This window comes from Planosporangium spinosum (assembly GCF_049999945.1).
GTDB lineage: Bacteria > Actinomycetota > Actinomycetes > Mycobacteriales > Micromonosporaceae > Planosporangium > Planosporangium spinosum.
The window spans coordinates 30,126-48,594 of sequence record NZ_JBLYUB010000007.1 but is presented as its reverse complement, the minus strand read 5'-3'; the positions used below and the strand labels follow the sequence as shown (position 1 = coordinate 48,594).

At 72.5% G+C, this 18,469-nt stretch carries 12 protein-coding genes; 5 read left to right on the top strand and 7 right to left on the bottom strand.

Features of this window, described 5'->3' with window-relative positions:
- The first annotated feature begins 135 nt into the window (after positions 1–135).
- Together glnA (ACNTMW_RS11760) and ACNTMW_RS11755 are read left to right on the top strand one after the other, a co-directional pair.
- Positions 136–1,563 carry a type I glutamate--ammonia ligase gene (glnA, locus tag ACNTMW_RS11760; protein WP_426633500.1) on the top strand — a complete coding sequence of 476 codons (1,428 nt, stop codon included), beginning with the start codon at positions 136–138 and terminating at the stop codon, positions 1,561–1,563.
- Between the two features lie 214 nt (positions 1,564–1,777).
- Positions 1,778–4,372: a penicillin acylase family protein gene (locus ACNTMW_RS11755; RefSeq protein WP_426633719.1), complete on the top strand. Its 2,595-nt coding sequence runs from the start codon at positions 1,778–1,780 to the stop codon at positions 4,370–4,372.
- A gap of 81 nt (positions 4,373–4,453) precedes the next feature.
- Here the strand turns inward: ACNTMW_RS11755 and ACNTMW_RS11750 are convergent, their stop codons facing one another.
- The 4 genes from ACNTMW_RS11750 to ACNTMW_RS11735 all read right to left on the bottom strand — a co-directional run bounded on the left by ACNTMW_RS11750 (position 4,454) and on the right by ACNTMW_RS11735 (position 10,572).
- Positions 4,454–4,954 carry a hemerythrin domain-containing protein gene (locus tag ACNTMW_RS11750; RefSeq protein ID WP_426633499.1) on the bottom strand — a complete coding sequence of 167 codons (501 nt, stop codon included), beginning with the start codon at positions 4,952–4,954 and terminating at the stop codon, positions 4,454–4,456.
- Between the two features lie 102 nt (positions 4,955–5,056).
- Positions 5,057–6,769, bottom strand: coding sequence for a hypothetical protein (locus ACNTMW_RS11745; protein WP_426633498.1), 1,713 nt, complete (start codon positions 6,767–6,769; stop codon positions 5,057–5,059).
- Complete coding sequence (locus ACNTMW_RS11740; RefSeq protein WP_426633497.1) at positions 6,759–9,704, bottom strand: bifunctional [glutamine synthetase] adenylyltransferase/[glutamine synthetase]-adenylyl-L-tyrosine phosphorylase; 2,946 nt, start codon at positions 9,702–9,704, stop codon at positions 6,759–6,761. The genes ACNTMW_RS11745 and ACNTMW_RS11740 overlap by 11 nt, the downstream gene beginning before the upstream one ends.
- A 73-nt stretch (positions 9,705–9,777) precedes the next feature.
- Positions 9,778–10,572 carry a type 1 glutamine amidotransferase gene (locus ACNTMW_RS11735; RefSeq protein WP_426633718.1) on the bottom strand — a complete coding sequence of 265 codons (795 nt, stop codon included), beginning with the start codon at positions 10,570–10,572 and terminating at the stop codon, positions 9,778–9,780.
- Positions 10,573–10,797: 225 nt separating this feature from the next.
- Between ACNTMW_RS11735 and ACNTMW_RS11730 the strand changes: the two genes are divergently transcribed.
- Positions 10,798–11,916 (top strand): MGDG synthase family glycosyltransferase, encoded by a 1,119-nt coding sequence (locus ACNTMW_RS11730; protein WP_426633496.1) that lies wholly within the window; start codon positions 10,798–10,800, stop codon positions 11,914–11,916.
- A 35-nt stretch (positions 11,917–11,951) separates the two neighbouring features.
- On the opposite strand, the gene glnA (ACNTMW_RS11725) is transcribed toward ACNTMW_RS11730, so the two are convergent.
- Positions 11,952–13,304, bottom strand: a complete 1,353-nt coding sequence (gene glnA / locus ACNTMW_RS11725) for a type I glutamate--ammonia ligase (protein WP_426633495.1) — start codon at positions 13,302–13,304, stop codon at positions 11,952–11,954.
- Between the two features lie 214 nt (positions 13,305–13,518).
- On the opposite strand from glnA (ACNTMW_RS11725), the gene ACNTMW_RS11720 reads away from it, so the two are divergent.
- Positions 13,519–15,297, top strand: coding sequence for an NAD+ synthase (locus ACNTMW_RS11720; RefSeq protein ID WP_426633494.1), 1,779 nt, complete (start codon positions 13,519–13,521; stop codon positions 15,295–15,297).
- 123 nt (positions 15,298–15,420) lie between these two features.
- Entirely contained in the window at positions 15,421–16,260 is an 840-nt protein-coding gene (gene panB, locus ACNTMW_RS11715) for a 3-methyl-2-oxobutanoate hydroxymethyltransferase (protein WP_426633493.1), read from the top strand.
- A gap of 201 nt (positions 16,261–16,461) precedes the next feature.
- Here panB and ACNTMW_RS11710 read toward each other — a convergent pair whose 3' ends face one another.
- Both ACNTMW_RS11710 and ACNTMW_RS11705 read right to left on the bottom strand, forming a co-directional pair.
- Positions 16,462–17,655 carry a cytochrome P450 gene (locus tag ACNTMW_RS11710; RefSeq protein WP_426633492.1) on the bottom strand — a complete coding sequence of 398 codons (1,194 nt, stop codon included), beginning with the start codon at positions 17,653–17,655 and terminating at the stop codon, positions 16,462–16,464.
- Positions 17,656–17,687: 32 nt separating this feature from the next.
- Positions 17,688–18,422, bottom strand: coding sequence for a helical backbone metal receptor (locus ACNTMW_RS11705; RefSeq protein ID WP_426633717.1), 735 nt, complete (start codon positions 18,420–18,422; stop codon positions 17,688–17,690).
- Between the last annotated feature and the right edge of the window lie 47 nt (positions 18,423–18,469).

Here is an 18,469-nt window from a genome sequence, read left to right as displayed (position 1 = left end):
CTGACCAACAGCGGCGATCACGGACGGAAACATGACCGAAACAGTCGGGACATGCGAGGGCAATCCCATCCGCCTACGGTCGCCCCTAGCTTTCCGTACGAGCCTGCTACCTGCACCACTCAGCCTGGAGGACGTGTGTTCGCCAATTCCGAGGAGCTTCTGCGGTACCTCAAGGACGAGGGCGTCCGCTTCATCGACGTGCGCTTCTGCGACCTGCCCGGCGTCATGCAGCATTTCAACCTGCCGGTCGAGTCGGTCGACGACAGCCTGTTCACCGAGGGTCTGGCCTTCGACGGCTCGTCGATCCGTGGTTTCCAGGAGATCCACGAGTCGGACATGCTCCTCCTGCCGGACGTGGCGACCGCGTTCATCGACCCGTTCCGGATCGAGAAGACCCTCGCGCTGAACTTCTTCGTGCACGACCCGTTCACCCGCGAGGCCTACAGCCGCGACCCGCGTAACGTCGCCAAGAAGGCCGAGGCGTACCTGGCCGCGAGCGGCATCGCCGACACCGCGTACTTCGGGGCCGAGGCGGAGTTCTACGTCTTCGACTCGATCCGGTACGCGGCGAACTCCGTGAACGAGTCGTTCTACCACATCGACGCCATCGAGGGCTCCTGGAACACGGGACGCGAGGAGCCGGGCGGCAACCGCGGCTACAAGACGGCCCTCAAGGGCGGCTACTTCCCGGTCCCGCCGGTCGACCACCTCGCCGACCTGCGCGACCAGATGGTGCGGCGGCTGATCGGCGCCGGCTTCACCGTCGAGCGCTCGCACCACGAGGTCGGCACCGGCGGCCAGTGCGAGATCAACTACAGGTTCGGGACGCTGCTGCACGCCGCGGACCAGCTGCAGCTGTTCAAGTACATCATCAAGAACGAGGCCTGGGCCGCCGGCAAGACCGTGACGTTCATGCCCAAGCCGCTGTTCGGTGACAACGGCTCCGGCATGCACACCCACCAGAGCCTCTGGCTGGGTGGCGAGCCGCTGTTCTACGACGAGACCGGCTACGCCGGCCTCTCCGACATGGCCCGCTGGTACATCGGTGGCCTGCTGCACCACTCGCCGTCGTTGCTGGCGTTCACCAACCCGACGGTCAACTCGTTCCGCCGCCTGGTACCCGGTTTCGAGGCGCCGGTCAACCTGGTGTACTCGCAGCGCAACCGCTCCGCCTGTACCCGCATCCCGGTGACCGGCACCAACGCCAAGGCCAAGCGCGTCGAGTACCGGGTGCCCGACCCGTCGAGCAACCCGTACCTGGCCTTCTCCGCGATGCTGATGGCCGGCCTGGACGGCATCAAGAACAAGATCGAGCCGGCCGAGCCGATCGACAAGGACCTGTACGACCTGCCGCCGGACGAATTCGCCAACGTCAAGCAGGTGCCGGGTTCGCTGGACGCGGTGCTCGACAGCCTGGAGGCCGACCACGACTACCTGCTCGAGGGCGGCGTGTTCACCCCCGACCTGATCTCGACGTGGGTGAGCTGGAAGCGGGCCAACGAGGTCGACCCGGTCCGGCTGCGCCCGACCCCGCACGAGTTCGCGATGTACTTCGACTGCTGATTCGTCGCCTGACCGGAGAGGGCCGGACCCGCCACCGTGGCGGGCCCGGCCCTCTCGTCGTGCGCGCCGGACCCGATTCTGCGCGCCGGCCCACTCCCGGTGCACCCTTTCGGCTGGTACTGACGGGTAGCCGGTACCTCTAAAGTCTGCCGATGTGAATGATGCACATGTTCCGTTCCGGCGGCGCCGCTGGCTGCGCGTCCTGACCGGATCGTTGGTGGCGCTGCTGGTCCTGGCGCTGGTGGCAGCCGCCGCCGGGGTCTGGACCGTGCGCCGGTCCTTCGCCCGGTACGACGGCACCCTCCGGCTGGACGGGCTGTCCGCCGACGTGACGGTGTACCGCGACGACCACGGCATCCCGCAGGTGTACGCGCGTACCGCCGACGACCTGTACCGGGCGCAGGGCTACGTGCACGCCCAGGAACGGTTCTGGGAGATGGACTTCCGCCGGCACGTCACCGCCGGGCGGCTGTCCGAACTGTTCGGCTCCGGGCAGGTCGAGACCGACGTCTACCTGCGCACCCTGGGCTGGCGCCGGGTGGCGCAGCAGGAGTGGGACCTGCTGTCGGCCGACACCCGCCGGTACCTGACCGCGTACGCCGACGGGGTCAACGCCTGGCTCGCCGACCACGACGGCAGTACGGCCAGCCTGGAGTACGCGGTCCTGGGACTGCAGAACAGCGGGTACCGCATCGAGCGGTGGGACCCGGTCGACAGCCTCGCCTGGCTCAAGGCGATGGCCTGGGACCTGCGCGGCAACATGGCGCAGGAGATCGAGCGGGCGGTGCTGCTGGGCTCCGGCCTGACCCGCGCGCAGGTGGAGCAGCTGTTCCCGGCGTACCCGTTCGACCGCAACGCCCCGATCGTCTCCGGCGGCACCGTCACGGCCGGGGCGTTCACCGCGAGCGGGACCAGCGCGACCTCCACCCCGGGCGGCGGGGCCGCACCGGCGTCGGGCACGGGCGGCGGCACCGGCACCGACCTCGGCGACGCGCCGGTGACCGGCGCGGAGTTGGGCGCCGCTCCCCTCGGCCGGCTCGGCGACGACCTGGCGCGCCTGCCCGAACTGCTCGGCACCAACGGCGCCGGCATCGGCTCCAACTCGTGGGTGCTGGCCGGCTCCCGGACCGTCACCGGCAAGCCGATCCTCGCCAACGACCCGCACCTCGGCCCGAGCATGCCGGCCATCTGGTTCCAGATCGGACTGCACTGCGACTGCGGCCTGAACGTCGAGGGCTTCAGCTTCTCCGGCCTGCCCGGCGTCGTGATCGGCCACAACGACCGGATCGCCTGGGGCTTCACCAACCTCGGACCGGACGTGACCGACCTGTACCTGGAGAAGGTCGACGGCGACCGGTACCTGGTCGACGGCCAGTGGCGCGACCTCGACAAGCGCCAGGAGACGATCACCGTCGCCGGTGGGAAGCCGGTGACGGTGACCGTCCGTACCAGCAAGGACGGCCCGCTGCTGTCCGACGCCTCCGCCGAGCTGCGCGGCATCGGCACCGCCGCACCCGTCACCGCCGACGGCCGGGCCACCGACACCGCGGCGAAGACCAGCCCCGGGTACGCGGTGGCGCTGCGCTGGACCGCGCTGGACCCCGGCCGCACCGCCGAGGCGATCTTCACGCTCAACAACGCGCGCGGCTGGTCGGACTTCCGCCGGGCGGCGGCCCAGTTCGAGGTACCGGCGCAGAACCTGGTCTACGCCGACGTGGACGGCAACATCGGCTACCAGTCGCCGGGACGCATCCCGGTACGCGGCAAGGGCGACGGCCACTGGCCGGCACCCGGCTGGGACTCCGCGTACGAGTGGAAGAGCTTCGTCCCGTTCGACGAGCTGCCCAGCGTGTTCAACCCGGAGCAGGGGTACGTGGTGACCGCCAACCAGGCCGTCATCGACGCCGCGTACCCGCGGTTCCTGACCGACGACTGGTCCTACGGCTACCGGGCGCAGCGCATCAAGGACATGATCGACGGCGCGGGTACCCGGATCAGCGTCGCCGACGTCACCCGGATGCAGATGGACAACCGCAACGGGATGGCGCCGGCGCTGGTACCCGCCCTGCTGCGGGCCGACCTGACCGGCCAGGCGGGCCGGGCGCAGGAGCTGCTGCGCGGCTGGGACTTCCAGCAGCCGGCCGACGGCGAGCCCGGCAGCCCCGAGGCGAAGGGCTCCGCCGCGGCGGCGTACTACAACAGCGTCTGGCGGCACCTGCTCCTGCGCACCTTCGACGAGCTGCCCGCCGATCACCGGCCGGACGGCGAGGACCGGTGGTTCGAGGTGGTCCGCGCGCTGCTCGACGACCCGGCGTCGGCCTGGTGGGACGACCGGAGCACACGGGCGCGCGAGACCCGCGACGAGATCGTGGCGGCGGCGATGCGCGACGCGTACGACGAACTGTCGCAGCGCCTCGGCGGCGACCCGAGTACGTGGCGGTGGGGCGCGCTGCACGAGATCACGGTCCGCAACCAGAGCTTCGGCACGTCCGGTATCGCCCCGATCGAGTGGCTGTTCAACGTCGGTCCGGCGCCGACCTCCGGCGGCGGGTCGATCGTGAACGCGACGGGCTGGGACGCGCGCAACGGGTACCAGGTCGACTGGGTGCCGTCGATGCGGATGGTGGTCGATCTGTCCAACCTGGACACTTCGCGCTGGGTGCAGCTCATGGGCCAGTCGGGGCACGCGTTCAGCCCGCACTACCGTGACCAGTTCGAGCTGTGGCGCACCGGCGGGACGCTACCGATGCGCTGGGAGCGCGCCACCATCGCGCGCGAGGCGAAGCACACGCTCACGCTGCACCCCTGATCCCCCTCCGCACGAGGATCGCGGAGGCTCTTGTCGTGTCAGGGCACGGAAGAGCCTCCGCGATCATGAGATGCGGGGCCGCTACGACACGATCGCGTCGACGGCCTTCTTGAGCGCGCTCGGCTGCTGCGGCCGGCGCGGGGCGTCCTCGCGCTTGGCGATCATCGCCTCGCCGATCTGCTGCAGTTCCTTGCGGCCCAACCCCTCGCGGACCTTCGGGAACCACTCCTGCTCCTCCTCCTCGATGTGGTGCGTGACGTTCTCGATGAGGACGGTGGTCTTCGCGTCGAAGTGCTCGTCGTCGGGGCTCATGGCGGCCAGCTCCATGCCCAGGACGTCGGCGACGTGGTGCTCCTCGTAGGACTCCAGCACGTCGTCCTCCAGCTCGGGCATGGCCTTGCGGACGGACGGGTACATGATCTCGTTCTCGAGGTAGGTGTGGACCGTCAGCTCCTCGAGAATCTGATCAACGATCTTGCCCCTCTGGACCCGTGCTCCCTTGCTGGCCTGTTCGAACTCCTTGAACAGCTTCCGGATCTTCTTGTGGTCTTCCTTCAACAACACGATCGCGTCGGTCGACATCTGGCCCCCTCAAACAGGTTGACGCCAGCCCTCTTGCCCCGACACGCGCCGGACGAAACTCCCGGGCGACGGTCGATTCAGCGGTTCGACCCCGGTCACGGCCTACCGCAGCGCGCTGGTGACGGTGTAGCGGCCGGGCCGGGACACGGTCACCAGGCTCCATTCGCCCTGCCGCCTGATCTCCGCCGCGGCCGGGCCCCGGACGGCCAGCCACCGGGAGTACCGCACCCGTACCAGGACGTCCCCCGCCGCGGGAACCTCCATGGTCACCCCGCCCGGCCCGGACGAGACCAGCCGGGCGCCGGACACGATCGACGGGTCGCCCGCCACCCGGTAGAGCACCCATCCTCCGCCGTGCCACACCGGAGACAGGTACGGCAGGCCGCCGCGTACGAGCGTGGCCTCGCGCTGGCCGACCCAGGACGGCTCGGCGCCGGCCAGCGCCACGTAGGAGACGCCGTTCTCGCGCAGCCAGGAGTGGTACCGGTCCGCGGTCAGGGCGCCGTCGAAGAACAGCGGGTGGTACGCCAGGTCGGCCTGGCGTAGCCAGCCCCGCGCCAACGGTGCGACGTCGGGCAGGTACGCCGCCTCCCAGTAGTCCCGGGTCGGGATCACCTCGACCCGGCCCACCGGCGCCCGTCGCGCCAACTCCTCCCGCAGCGGCCGGACGTACTCCCGCGAGGACACCGGATTGCCGGCGTCGGCGAGGTCGGCCCACAACACCGGCGGCTGCCAGCCCGCCGTCGCCAGCAGGACCACCGGGAGCGCGGCGCCGGCGAGCCGGCGCGGCACGGCACCGGATCTCCGGACCCACCCGAGGTCGGCGTACCCGGCCAGGACCGGCAGGGCGAACATCGTGGCGAGCCGGGTGGCGTTGAGGCCGACCGGGGTGTGCAGCAGACAGGCGGCGAGTACGCCCAGCGCCGACAGCGACGCGCCGATCCGTACCGCGCGGCGCGGTACCAGGACCGCGACGGCGAGGCTCGTCACCACCGCGTGGACGGTGTCGGACCGGCTGATGTTCATCCATCCCCCGGAGCCGAAGACGACGCTGGTCACGCCCATCGGCACCGCCGCGCCGAGGGCCACCAGCAGCCCGTCGAGGGCCGGCCGGATCCGGCCGAGGGCCGCCCGCGCCCGGTCGGTCCGTGCGGACGGGCCGACGGTGGACCGACGGCCGGCGAACAGCCGGGAGGCGACCAGGGCGACGCCGGCGAGGCCGACGAACAGCCCGGCGACGGGGCTGGTCAGCGCGGCCAGCGCGGCACCGGCCACCGCCGCGACCATCCGCTGCCGGCGCGCCGGCAGCGTCAGCGCCACCAGCGCGAGCAGGCCGAACGCGACACCCACCGCGTAGGTGGTCCGGCCGGAGACCAGGTTGCCGACGAAGCAGACCGCGCCGATCGCCCCGGCCAGCGCCGGCCGCCGCGCTCCGGTACGGGCCAGCAGGAGCGCGAGCGCGACCGCGGACACCACGGCGGCCAGCGCACCGGCCAGCCGGGCGCCGAGCAGGCCGCCACCCAACCACGTCATCAGCGCCGGGGACACCAGGCTGTACCCGGCCGACGACACACCTCCGTACCAGCCGAAGTCGATCGGTGTCAGGCCGTGCCGGTCGAAGAAGCCGGCCCGGGCCACCTGCGCCGACAGGTCGGTACCCAGCGGCGGTGCCAGCAGGTACGCGGCCGTCAGCACGACGGCGACGAGCGCGGCCACCACCGCCGGCCGCGCGGCGGTGCGCCGTACCCGGACCGGCCCCGGCGAGGCGGGAGCCGGCGGGGCGGACGTGGCCGTGGCCGCTGCCCTAGCCCGCATCGAAGACCCGTTCCACCGCCTGGCGCGCCCGCCGCGCGGTCCGCAGGTACTCGTCGAGGAACTCCTGCGGGTCACCGTGGTCGCCGCCGAGCACCTGGACGGTGGCGGCGAGGTCCACGCCGTGCCGGGGTAGCTGGTCGATCGCGCGGCCACGGACCAGCGTCAGCGCGTTGCGTACCCGGGTGGCCAACCGCCACGCCGCGTCAAGGTCCGCCGCGTCGTCGGCGTCGACCAGCTCCGCCTGCCCGGCGGCGGCGAGCGCGTCGAGGGTACGGGTGGTGCGCAGCCCCGGCATGGAGTGCCCGTTCCGCAGCTGCAGCAGTTGGACCGTCCACTCCACGTCGGCCAGCCCGCCGCGGCCGAGCTTGGTGTGCGTCGCCGGGTCGGCGCCGCGCGGCAGCCGTTCGTTGTCGACGCGCGCCTTGATCCGGCGGATCTCGGTGACCTGGTCGCGGGACAGCCCGCCGTCGGGGTACCGGACCCGGTCGGCCATCTCCAGGAACCGCCGGCCCAGGTCCGGGTCGCCGGCCACGTACCGGGCGCGCAGCAGCGCCTGCGCCTCCCACACCTTCGACCAGCGGGAGTAGTAGCGCCGGTACGCGTCGAGGCTGCGCACCAGCGGACCCTGGCGCCCCTCCGGCCGCAGGTCGGCGTCGACCCCGAGCGGCGGGTCGGGGCACGGCATGGACAGCAGCCGGCGCAGCTCCTCGGCGACGGCGGCCGCGGCGCCGCTGGCGGCGTCGTCGGGCATGCCCGGCGGCGGCTCGGACACGAACAGCACGTCGGCGTCGGACGGGTAGTTCATCTCGGCGCTGCCCAGCCGCCCCATCCCGATGATGGCGAGCGGCAGTCCGGTCGGGTTGGCGATGGTGAGCGCCGCGGCCAGGGTCGCGTCGGTGACGTCGGCGAGCGCCTCCCCGACGGCGCACACGTCGAGCTGGCCGAGCAGGTCGGCGGCGGCGATCCGGAACAGCTCGCGCCGGCGCAGCGCCCGGACCGCGGCGATGGCCTGCTCCGGGTCGTCGTGGCGGGCTGCGGCGGCGAGGAAGCCCTCGCAGAGCGCGTCGGCGGACCGGGGCACCAGCTCGCTGTCCTCGGCAAGCAGCCGCAGCGCCTCCGGGTCGCGGCTGAGCAGGTCGGTGACGTACCGGGACAGCCCGAGCAGCCGGGCCAGCCGCAGCGCGACCGGCCCCTCGTCGCGCAGCAGCCGCAGGTACCACGGGGTGCTGCCGAGCTTGTCCGACACCTGCCGGTAGGCCAGCAGTCCCCGGTCCGGCTCGGGCGCGTCGGCGAACTCGCTCAGCAGCGCCGGCAGGAGCTGGCGCTGGATCAGCGCGGTCCGGGACACGCCGCCGGTGAGCGCCTGGATGTGGCGCAGCGCGCCGGCCGGGTCGGCGTAGCCGAGCGTCTTCAGCCGCGCCCCGGCCGCCTCCGGGGTCAATCGCAGCTCGTCCGACGGCACCCGCGCCACCGCCTCCAGCAGCGGCCGGTACAGCAGTTTGGCGTGCAGCCGCCGGACGTCGCCGGCGTGGTGGTGCCAGTCGGCGGAGAACGCCTCGACCGCGTCGCGGCGGGCGTCGCCGGAGTACCCCAGCGAGTGGGCCAGCCAGCGCAGCGCCTCGGGGTTGTCGGGCACGGTGTGGGTACGCCGCAGCCGCTGCAGCTGCAGCCGGTGCTCGACGGTGCGCAGGAACCGGTACGCCCGCCCGAGCGCCTCCCCGTCGGTACGGCCGACGTAGCCGCCGTCGGTGAGCGCCCGCAGTGCCTCCAGCGTGGACGGTGACCGCAGCGACTCGTCGACCCGCCCGTGCACCAGCTGCAGCAGCTGCACCGCGAACTCGATGTCGCGCAGGCCGCCGGGGCCGCGCTTGATCTCGCGGTCCAGCTCGCTCTTCGGTACCGCGTCGATGATCCGTCGGCGCATCGCGCGGACCTCGTCGACGGCCTCGGGGCGTTCGGCGGCGTGCCAGATCAGCGGCTGCAGCTCGCGCAGCCACTGCGCGCCCAGCTCCAGGTCACCGGCGGCGGGCCGGGCCTTGAGCAGCGCCTGGAACTCCCACGTCTTCGCCCATTTGCGGTAGTAGGCCAGGTACGAGGCGAGGGTACGGACCAGCGGCCCCCGGCTGCCCTCCGGCCGCAGCGCGGCGTCCACCGGCCAGGCGACCAGCCCGCAGATGTGAATCATCCGGCTCGCCAGCAGCGCGGCGGCCCGCAGCGCCGCTTCCTGGTCACCATCCGGCGCCCGGTCACCGACGCCACCGGCCGGCTCGGCGACGAACACCACGTCGACGTCGCTGACGTAGTTGAGCTCGCGGCCACCGCATTTGCCCATCGCGACGACGGCGAGCCGGCAGGCCGCCGCGAGGTCCGGCTTCTCGGCCGCGGCGAGCCCGAGCGCCGCCTCCAGGGTGGCGTCGGCCAGCGCGGACAGCGCCGTCATGATCTGCTCCACGTCGCGGGCGCCGGTCAGGTCGTCCGCGACGATCCGCAGCAGCGTGCGCCGGTACGCCCGGCGCAGCGCCGGCACGTCGGGCGCCTCGTCGAGGACCCGGTCGGCCGGCGGCTCGGCCAGCACCCGCCACTCCCCCGGGCTCGCGACGAGGTAGTCGCCGAGGGTCGCCGAGGCGGCGAGGACGACGAGGAGCCGCTCCCGCACGCGGGCGTCGGACAGGACGGCCGCCAGGACCCCGTCGCCGGCGGGGGTGGCGTCCCGGCGTTCGGCCTCCACCATGCGTTCGAGCTGGAGCAGCGCCAGGTCGGCGTCGGCGACCCCGGCGAACGCCTCCAGCAGCGCGTCCACCGCGCCACCGGCCGTCGGTTGGCCGGCGTCGTCCCACAGTCCCAGGCCCTGCGGCCCGAGCAGTTCCCGGGCCCGCGCTCCGTCGGTGAACCCGCTCCGCGCGAGCCGCGCCGCCACGCCGGACGGTCGGGTCATGCCGCGCCTCCCGCGCAATCGTGGACACGTACCGGGGCGGTAGACCCCCTGAGTGTCCACGATCGCAGAGGCTTCATGCTTCGATCACCGGAAGGTGCCGGGAACCGATCGCCGTCGGCCCGGTCAGGGCCAGCGACGCGAAACGCCGGGCGAACGGCCGCCACACCTCTTCCACGTCGGTCATGACCGCGTCGCACGCCTCCAGCAGGTCGATCGGGTCCTGTCCGAGGTCGGCGAGCACGTCGAGGTTGCCCGAGGTCCACTCGGCGAGCATCTCGATGTCGCACTCGATGTGGAACTGCAGTCCCCACGCCGCGTCGCCGAGGCGGAACGCCTGGTGCGGGTAGTGGGTCGAGGCGGCGAGCAGGACCGCGCCGGCCGGAAGCTCGGTGATCTCGTCGAGGTGCCACTGGAACACGTCGGGCGCGAACGGTACGCCGGCGAAGAGCGGGTCGGCGTCGGCGACGTCGCGGCGGGCGACCAGCCGGGGACCGATCTCCGGGCCGGCCGGGCTGCGGTCGACGGTACCGGCGTGGGCGGCCGCGAGCAGCTGCCCGCCCAGGCACACCCCGAGGGTCGGTACCCGTTCCCGGACCGCCTTGCGCAGCAGCCGTTCCAGCGCCGGGAACCAGGGGGCGCCGGGCTCGCCGTCGGGTCCCGGGTAGGCGCTCTGCTCGCCGCCGAGCACGACGACGGCGGCGTACCCGTCGAGCGTGTCGGGTGGCGCCTCGCCGGCGTGCGGGCGCAGGACGGTCAACTCCAGGCCGCCGTCGACCAACCAGTCACCCAGTCGGCGTACGTCGTTGGTCGGGTCGTTCTCCACGACCAGGCATCGGCGGCCCCGCGGCGCCGCGGCTCCGGGTGCCACGGGGCGGTCCGCCGGGCGGTCGGCGCCGCCGGGCTGCTCGGCTTCGCTACTCACGCGTCGAGGCTATCCGGTGGCCCCGGCCGCTCCGGCCGGCCCCGGCCGGGTCGACGACGTGCCTGGCGTACCGGCCGGGAAGATCCCTGATACCTACCGGGGTACGACTGGGGGCTATCTCGGGGACGCGCCCCGGATGGCAGGCGCGGCGGCCATCGGAAGGGTGCAGGCATGACTCTTGCGTTCACCCCACCCCGCCGGGTCGCCGTCGTGTCCGCGAGCATCGGTGCCGGTCACGACGGGGCCGCCCGGGAACTGGGGCGCCGGCTCGCGGCGGCCGGCCTGCGGATCGACCGGTACGACTTCCTCGATCTACTGCCCGCCTCGCTCGGCGCCGCCGTGCGCCGGCTGTACCGGGCGGAACTGGAGGTCGCGCCGCACAGCTGGGAGTGGCTGCTGGGCACCCTGGAACGGCACCCGGGGGTCGCCGCCGCCGTCGGCGCGGCCGCGGGCGTGGCGCGCCGCGCGACCCGGCGCCGCCTGACGGGTGACGGGGGCGCCGACCTGGCCGCCGTGGTGTCCACGTACCCGCTGGCTAGTCAGGTACTGGGTCAGCTGCGGCGGCGTGGGGCGGTACGCGCGCCGGTCGTCACGTACCTCACCGACCTGTCCGTACACCGGCTGTGGGTCGCCCGGGGCGTCGACCTGCACCTCGCGCTGCACCCGGTCGCCGCCGAACAGGCCCGACTCGCCGGTGCCGACCGGGTACGGGTGACCGCACCGGCCCTGGCGCCCGGTTTCGGCCCGGCCGGTGGCGCGGCGCGCCGGCTCGCGGCACGCCGCCGGTTCGGGCTGCCCGCCGCCGCACCGCTGGCCCTGGTCGTCGCCGGCTCCTGGGGCGTGGGTGAGGTCGCGGCGGCGGCGACCGACCTGGCGGCGACCGGGCTGGTCGCTCCGGTCGTGGCCTGCGGGCGCAACGAGACGCTGCGCCACCAGCTCGCCGCCCACGGCGTGATCGCGCTGGGCTGGACCGACGACATGCCGACGCTGCTCGCCGCCTGTGACGTCGTGGTACAGAACGCCGGCGGCCTCACCTCGCTGGAGGCCCTCGCCACCGGCGTTCCGGTCCTCACGTACCGCAGCCTCGACGGCCACGGGCGGACGAACGCCGCCGCGCTGGAGGCGGCGGGCTGGATCCCCTGGGTACGCCACCGCGACGAGCTGGGCCCGCTTCTCCGGTGGGCGCTCGCCCGGCCGGCAGCCAGTGCCCCGTTCCTCGGCGACGACCCGGCCGCGGTAATAGCGGAACTGGGAAGCTTCCGTGATCACCGAGAGTTCGCGGTGCTGTGACACCACGAACTCTCGGTGATCACGGAAAGGCACATTCAGAGCATCGTCAGGTAGCGCTGCCGCTCGTACGGCGTCACCACCCGGCGGTACTCCTCCCACTCGGTGCGCTTGTTCTTGAGGAAGAAGTCGAACACGTGCTCGCCGAGGACCTCGGCCACCAGCTCCGAGCCGGCCATCACATCGAGCGCCTCGGACAGGTTCTCCGGCAGCGACTCGTACCCGGCGGCCTTGCGCTCGGCGTGCGACAGCGACCAGACGTCGTCCTCGGCGCCCGGCGGCAGCTCGTACCCCTCCTCGATGCCCTTCAGGCCGGCGCCGAGCAGCACGGCGTAGGCGAGGTACGGGTTGCACGCCGAGTCCAGCGAGCGCACCTCGACGCGGGCGGAGTTGGGCTTGCCGTAGGCCGGTACCCGCACCAGGGCACTGCGGTTGAGGTGGCCCCAGCACACGTACGCCGGGGACTCGGTGATCCGGTTGGGCAGCACCTGCGGGAACAGTCGCTTGTAGGAGTTCACCCACTGGTTGGTGATCGCGGTGTACTCGCGGGCGTGGGTGAGCAGCCCGGCGATGAAGGACCGGCCGACCTTCGACAGCTTCATCGGGTCGCCGGGGTCGTGGAAGACGTTGCGCTCGCCCTCGAACAGCGACAGGTGGGTGTGCATGCCGCTGCCCGGCTGGTCCGAGAAGGGCTTGGGCATGAACGTGGCGTGCACCCCGTGCGAGAGCGCGACCTCCTTGATCACGTGCCGGAACGTCATGATGTTGTCGGCCGTGGCGAGGGCGTCGGCGTACCGCAGGTCGATCTCCTGCTGGCCGGGGGCGACCTCGTGGTGGCTGAACTCGACCGAGATGCCGATGCGCTCCAGCGACAGCACCGCCTGGCGGCGGAAGTCGCGCGCGGCGGCGTGGGTGGTGTTGTCGAAGTACCCGCCCTGGTCGACCGGGCGCGGCTCGCCACCGTCGGTCGGCGCGTTCTCCAGCAGGAAGAACTCGATCTCGGGGTGGGTGTAGAAGGTGAAGCCCTTCTCGGCCGCCTTCGACAGCGCCCGGCGCAGCACATGGCGCGGGTCGGCCCAGGACGGCGAGCCGTCGGGCAGCAGGATGTCGCAGAACATCCGCGCGCTCTCGCCGCTGGCGCCACCCTCGAACGGGAAGACCTGGAAGGTGGTCGGGTCGGGCATGGCGACCATGTCGGACTCGTACACCCGGGCGAAGCCCTCGATGGCCGAGCCGTCGAAGCCGATCCCCTCGTCGAATGCCGCCTCCAGTTCGGCCGGCGCTACCGAGACGCTCTTGAGCGTGCCCAGCACGTCGGTGAACCACAGGCGCACGAACCGGATGTCGCGCTCCTCGAGCGTACGGAGGACGAACTCCTGCTGACGGTCCACGGTGTTCCCCTGGTCGAGTCGGCCATTTCCGGGCAAAGTCTTGCCCGGTCTTGTTACGCAGACGTTACGGCGCCGGGGCCGACCGGCATTTCCTTGGGGTGGTCGGCCCACGCCGGACCCCGACGGCCGACAATCGGGCGCCGCGGAGGCTACCCGGTCGCGGCCGTGGAGGGTGTCCTCCCGGCTCGCGGGCGAGCTGCGCGAAGATGGATAGATGCCGCAGCTCCGCATCGCCCTCGCCCAGGTCGACCCTACCGTCGGTGACCTGCCGGGCAACGCCGCAATCGTGCGAGAACACACCCGCCGGGCCGCCGAGGTGGACGCCCAGCTCGTCGCGTTCCCGGAGATGATGATCACCGGGTACCCCGTCGAGGACCTGGTGTTCCGGGAGTCGTTCGTGGCCGCCTCCCGGGCCACGGTCCACCGGCTCGCCGCCGACCTGGCCGCCGACGGGCTCGGCGACGTGGCCGTGGTGGTGGGTTACCTCGACGCCGACGGGCCGGCGAAGCGCGGCGCCGACGCCGCACCGGACCGCGGTCCGCGCAACGCCCTGGCGCTGCTGCACGGCGGGCGCGTGGTCACCACGTACGTCAAGCACCACCTGCCCAACTACGGCGTCTTCGACGAGGACCGGTACTTCGTGCCCGGCGACACGCTGAAAATCGTGCGTATCGGCGGTGTCGACGTCGCGCTGACCGTGTGCGAGGACATCTGGCAGCCGGGCGGCCCGTTCACGGTCGCCGGGCAGGCCGACGTCGGGCTGGTCCTCAACATCAACAGCTCGCCGTACGAGCTGAACAAGGACGACGTGCGGTTGCCGCTGGTCCAGCGGCGGGCGGCCGAGGCGGGTTCGGCAGTGGCGTACGTGAACGTGACCGGTGGCCAGGACGAGCTGATCTTCGACGGCGACTCGATGATCGTCGCGACCGACGGCACGCTGCTGGCACGGGCCCCGCAGTTCGCCGAGCACCTGCTGGTACACGATCTGGACCTGCCCGAGGCGCGCTCCGACGCCGAGGGTGACTTCGGCGAGATGGCCGTCGAACGCCTGGACCTGGGTGGCGAGCTGCGGGCGACGTCGGGCGCGCTGCTGCCGCCCCCGCTCACCGAGCGCCTGCCCGACGACGCGGAGGTATGGCAGGCGCTGGTCCTGGGCCTGCGCGACTACGTGAACAAGAACGGCTTCCGCTCGGTCGTGCTCGGGCTGTCGGGCGGGATCGACTCGTCCGTCGTCGCCGCGATCGCCTGCGACGCGATCGGCCCGGAGCGCGTCGTCGGCGTGTCGCTGCCCAGCCAGCACTCCTCCGAGCACTCCAAGGACGACGCCGCCGACCTGGCCAAGCGCACCGGGCTGGACTACCGGGTCGAGCCGATCCAGCCCATGGTCGACGCGTTCCTGGCCACCATGTCGCTGTCCGGCGTGGCCGTGGAGAACCTGCAGGCACGGGTACGCGGGGTCATCCTCATGGCGCTGTCGAACTCCGAGGGGCACCTGGTCCTCACCACGGGCAACAAGAGCGAGCTGGCGGTGGGGTACTCGACGCTGTACGGCGACTCGGTCGGCGGGTTCAACCCGATCAAGGACGTGTGGAAGACGCGGGTGTGGCGGCTGGCGCAGTGGCGCAACGCCGAGGCGGTACGCCGGGGCGAGACCCCGCCGATCCCGGAGAACTCCATCACCAAGCCGCCGAGCGCGGAGCTGCGGCCGGGCCAGCTCGACACCGACTCGCTGCCCGACTACGCGGTCCTCGACGCGATCCTCATCGGCTACATCGACCGTGACCTGGGCCGCGACGAGCTGGTCGCGGCCGGCCACGACCCGGCGCTGGTCGACCGGGTGCTGCGGATGGTCGACCTCGCCGAGTACAAGCGCCGCCAGTCCGCGCCGGGGCCGAAGATCTCCATCAAGGCGTTCGGCCGCGACCGCCGGCTGCCGATCACGAACCGGTTCAGAGAAGGATTCAGTCAGGAGGGAGCCGCCCCCACGGTCTGATGGCACCGCGGCCGGTTGTGAGATTCCGCATCGAACGTTGCTCGGCGGGGCGGCGGGAGTGCGACGATCGACACATCACCCGGGGACCCGACAGCGGGCCTCGAGGAGCGTGAGGAGACAGCGATGTCCCAGCCCGACGTGGTATCCCTCTACGGTGGCGTCACCAGCCGCCGGGTACGCACCCGCGACCTGCTCGCCGCCAAGGAGCGCGGCGAGCGGTGGGCGATGCTCACCAGCTACGACCAGTACACGGCGTCCATCTTCGACGCGGCCGGCATCCCGGTCCTGCTGGTCGGCGACTCCGCCGGCAACAACGTGTTCGGCTACTCCACGACCCTCCCGGTCACCGTCGACGAGCTGCTGCCGCTGGTACGCGCGGTGGTACGCGCCACGAAGCGCCCGCTCGTCGTCGCCGACCTGCCCTTCGGCTCGTACGAGGAGGGGCCCGTACAGGCGCTGCGCACGGCGGTTCGGTTCATGAAGGAGGGCGGTGCGCACGCGGTCAAGTTGGAGGGCGGCCGCCGCTGCGCCCCGCAGATCGCCGCGCTGACCGGCGCCGGCATCCCGGTGATGGCGCACATCGGGTTCACCCCGCAGAGCGAGCACACCCTCGGCGGGTACCGGGTGCAGGGCCGCGGGGACGCCGCCGCCGACCTGCTGGCCGACGCGCACGCGGTGGCTGAGGCCGGCGCGTTCTCGGTGGTCCTGGAGATGGTGCCGGGTGAGGTGGCCAAGGAGGTCACGCACGAGCTGCCGATCCCGACCGTCGGCATCGGCGCCGGACCGGACACCGACGCCCAGGTACTGGTCTGGCAGGACATGGCCGGCCTGCGTGCCGGCACGGGCCCCCGCTTCGTCAAGCGGTACGCCGACCTGGCCGGCGTCCTGACGGACGCGACCCGTCGCTTCGCCGACGAGGTACGCGACGGCGCCTTCCCGGCGGCCGAGCACACGTTCGAGTAACCGGCACGCCCTTGATCGGCTAACCGGCACGCCCTTGATCGGCGCAACTTCCGGGAAGTTGTGGTCTCAGCACCACCGTGAGACCGCAACTTCCGGCAAGTTGTGTCGATCAAGGGCGGCCTGGGCGGCCGTCAGGCCTTGCCCGTCAGGCCTTGCCCGTCAGGCCTTGCCCGTCAGGCTTTGCCCGTCAGGCCTTGCCCGTCATACCTCGACCAGCAGGGCCTCCAGGCCGCGCATGACGTAACCCGGCTTCCACTGCGGCGTCTCCACCAGCTTCATCGCCGGCGCCTTCGCCAGCAGCGCGCCGTACGAGGCGGTCAGCTCGATGCGCGCCAGCGGGGCGCCCAGGCAGTAGTGGATGCCCGCGCCGAACGTGATGTGCGGGTTGTCGGTACGCCCGAGGTCGAGCCGGGCCGGGTCGGTGAACACGGCCGGGTCATGGTTGGCCGATCCGAACAGCAGCGCCACCTCGCTCCCGCGTGGGATGTCGACGCCCTGTACCGAGAGGTCCTCCAGCACCCAGCGCTCGAACATCTGCAGCGGGGTGTCGTAGCGCATCAGCTCCTCGATCGCGGTCGGCAGCAGGTCCGGCGTAGCCCGCAACCGCTCCAGCTCGCCAGGGTTGCGGAACAGCGCCCACCAGCCGTTGCCGGTCGTGTTCACGGTCGCCTCGTGGCCGGCGTTGAGCAGCAGCACGCAGGTGCCGATGAGCTCGTCCTCGGTCAGCCCGTCCACCTGGGTAAGCGCGCTGATCAGGTCGTCGCACGGCTCGGCGCGACGCTCCGCCGCCAGTCCCCGCAGATAGTCGGAGAACTCGAGGCAGGCCCGTACCGCCCGGTCTGCGGTCTCCCGCGACGGGTTCAGCTCGTACATCCCGCAGATGTCGGCCGACCAGGGGCGCAGCAGGTGCCGGTCGGCTTCCGGTACGCCCAGCATCTCGGCGATCACGGTGACCGGCAGCGGCTCGGCGATCCGCGCGATCAGGTCTCCCCCGCCGTCAGCGACGAACGCGTCGACCAGTTCGTCGGCGATCCGCCGCACGGTCGGCCGCAGGGCCTCGACCCGCCGCGGGGTGAACGCCTGGGAGACCAGGCGGCGCAGCCGGGTGTGGTCCGGCGGCTCCATGTCGAGCAGACCGTTGCGGATGAGGTGCCAGAACGGCGCGAGGTACTCGGGGTCGTCCGGGCGGCCCATCTCGGCGTGACTGGCCACGTGCAGGTAGGTGCGGCCGAGTCGCCGGTCGCGCAGCAGGGCGTTGACGTCGGAGTGCCGCGAGATCAGCCACTGCCCGGTGGGCTCGAACCAGCTGACCGGTTCGTGCTCGCGCAGGTGGGCGTAGACGTCGTACGGATGGGCCACGAACATCGGCGACCAGGGGTCAAAAGCGGGTCTCACGCCATGCAGCGTAACTGTGCAGCTCAGCGGCCCTACCGACCCGCCCGTACCCACGCCTCCGGGGTCAATTGCGCGCGCAGCACCGACCGGGCCTCCACCAGCGACGGCCCGTACCAGGTCAGGTGCCGGCCGGAGACCAGCGCGCAGGGCCGACCGCCGAACGACTCGGGCCCGTCGGCCGCGCTGAACGCGTACGGCTCGTCGGGCAGGACGACGAGGTCGCACGCCGGGATCTCGGCCAGCGCCGGCCGGGGATAGCGCTCGGGCGCCTCGGCGTAGGCGTTGACCAGGCCCAGCCGGGCGAGCACGTCGCCGGCGAACGTCCCGCCACCGAGGACGATCCACGGGCGGCGCCAGACCGGCACCACCACCCGCAGGTCGTACTCCGGCGGAGCCGCCCACTCCCGCCTCGCGTCGTCCAGCCAGCCCGGCCGGTCGGCGCCGAGCACGGCCAGCATCCGCGCGAGCGAGCCGAACGCCTCGTCGACGGTGCGCGGGAACGTCACCCACACCGGCACTCCGGCGGCCCGCAGCGCGGCGACGTCCTCGGGCCGGTTCTCCTCCGCGTTGGCCAGGACCAGGTCCGGGCGCAACTCGAGGACGCGCGGGAGCGACGGGTACTTCGACCCGCCGACCCGTGCCACGTCCAGTGACGCCGGATGGGTGCAGTAGTCCGTCGCGCCGACCAGCAGGCCCGGCGCGGTGACGGCGACCGTCTCGGTCAGCGACGGCACCAGCGACACCACCCGCCGGGGCGGCGCCGTCAGCGGAAGCGGCTCACCGAGGTCGTCGCGCGGGCTCGGCGTCGACAGGT

What these genes read in the sequence shown, in the direction of transcription:
- panB (WP_426633493.1), top strand. Translation starts at nt 15,421, where the DNA reads ATGTCCCAGCCCGACGTGGTATCCCTCTACGGTGGCGTCACCAGCCGC.
- ACNTMW_RS11720 (WP_426633494.1), top strand. Translation starts at nt 13,519, where the DNA reads ATGCCGCAGCTCCGCATCGCCCTCGCCCAGGTCGACCCTACCGTCGGT.
- ACNTMW_RS11745 (WP_426633498.1), bottom strand. Translation starts at nt 6,769, where the DNA reads ATGCGGGCTAGGGCAGCGGCCACGGCCACGTCCGCCCCGCCGGCTCCC.
- ACNTMW_RS11730 (WP_426633496.1), top strand. Translation starts at nt 10,798, where the DNA reads ATGACTCTTGCGTTCACCCCACCCCGCCGGGTCGCCGTCGTGTCCGCG.
- ACNTMW_RS11740 (WP_426633497.1), bottom strand. Translation starts at nt 9,704, where the DNA reads ATGACCCGACCGTCCGGCGTGGCGGCGCGGCTCGCGCGGAGCGGGTTC.
- ACNTMW_RS11750 (WP_426633499.1), bottom strand. Translation starts at nt 4,954, where the DNA reads ATGTCGACCGACGCGATCGTGTTGTTGAAGGAAGACCACAAGAAGATC.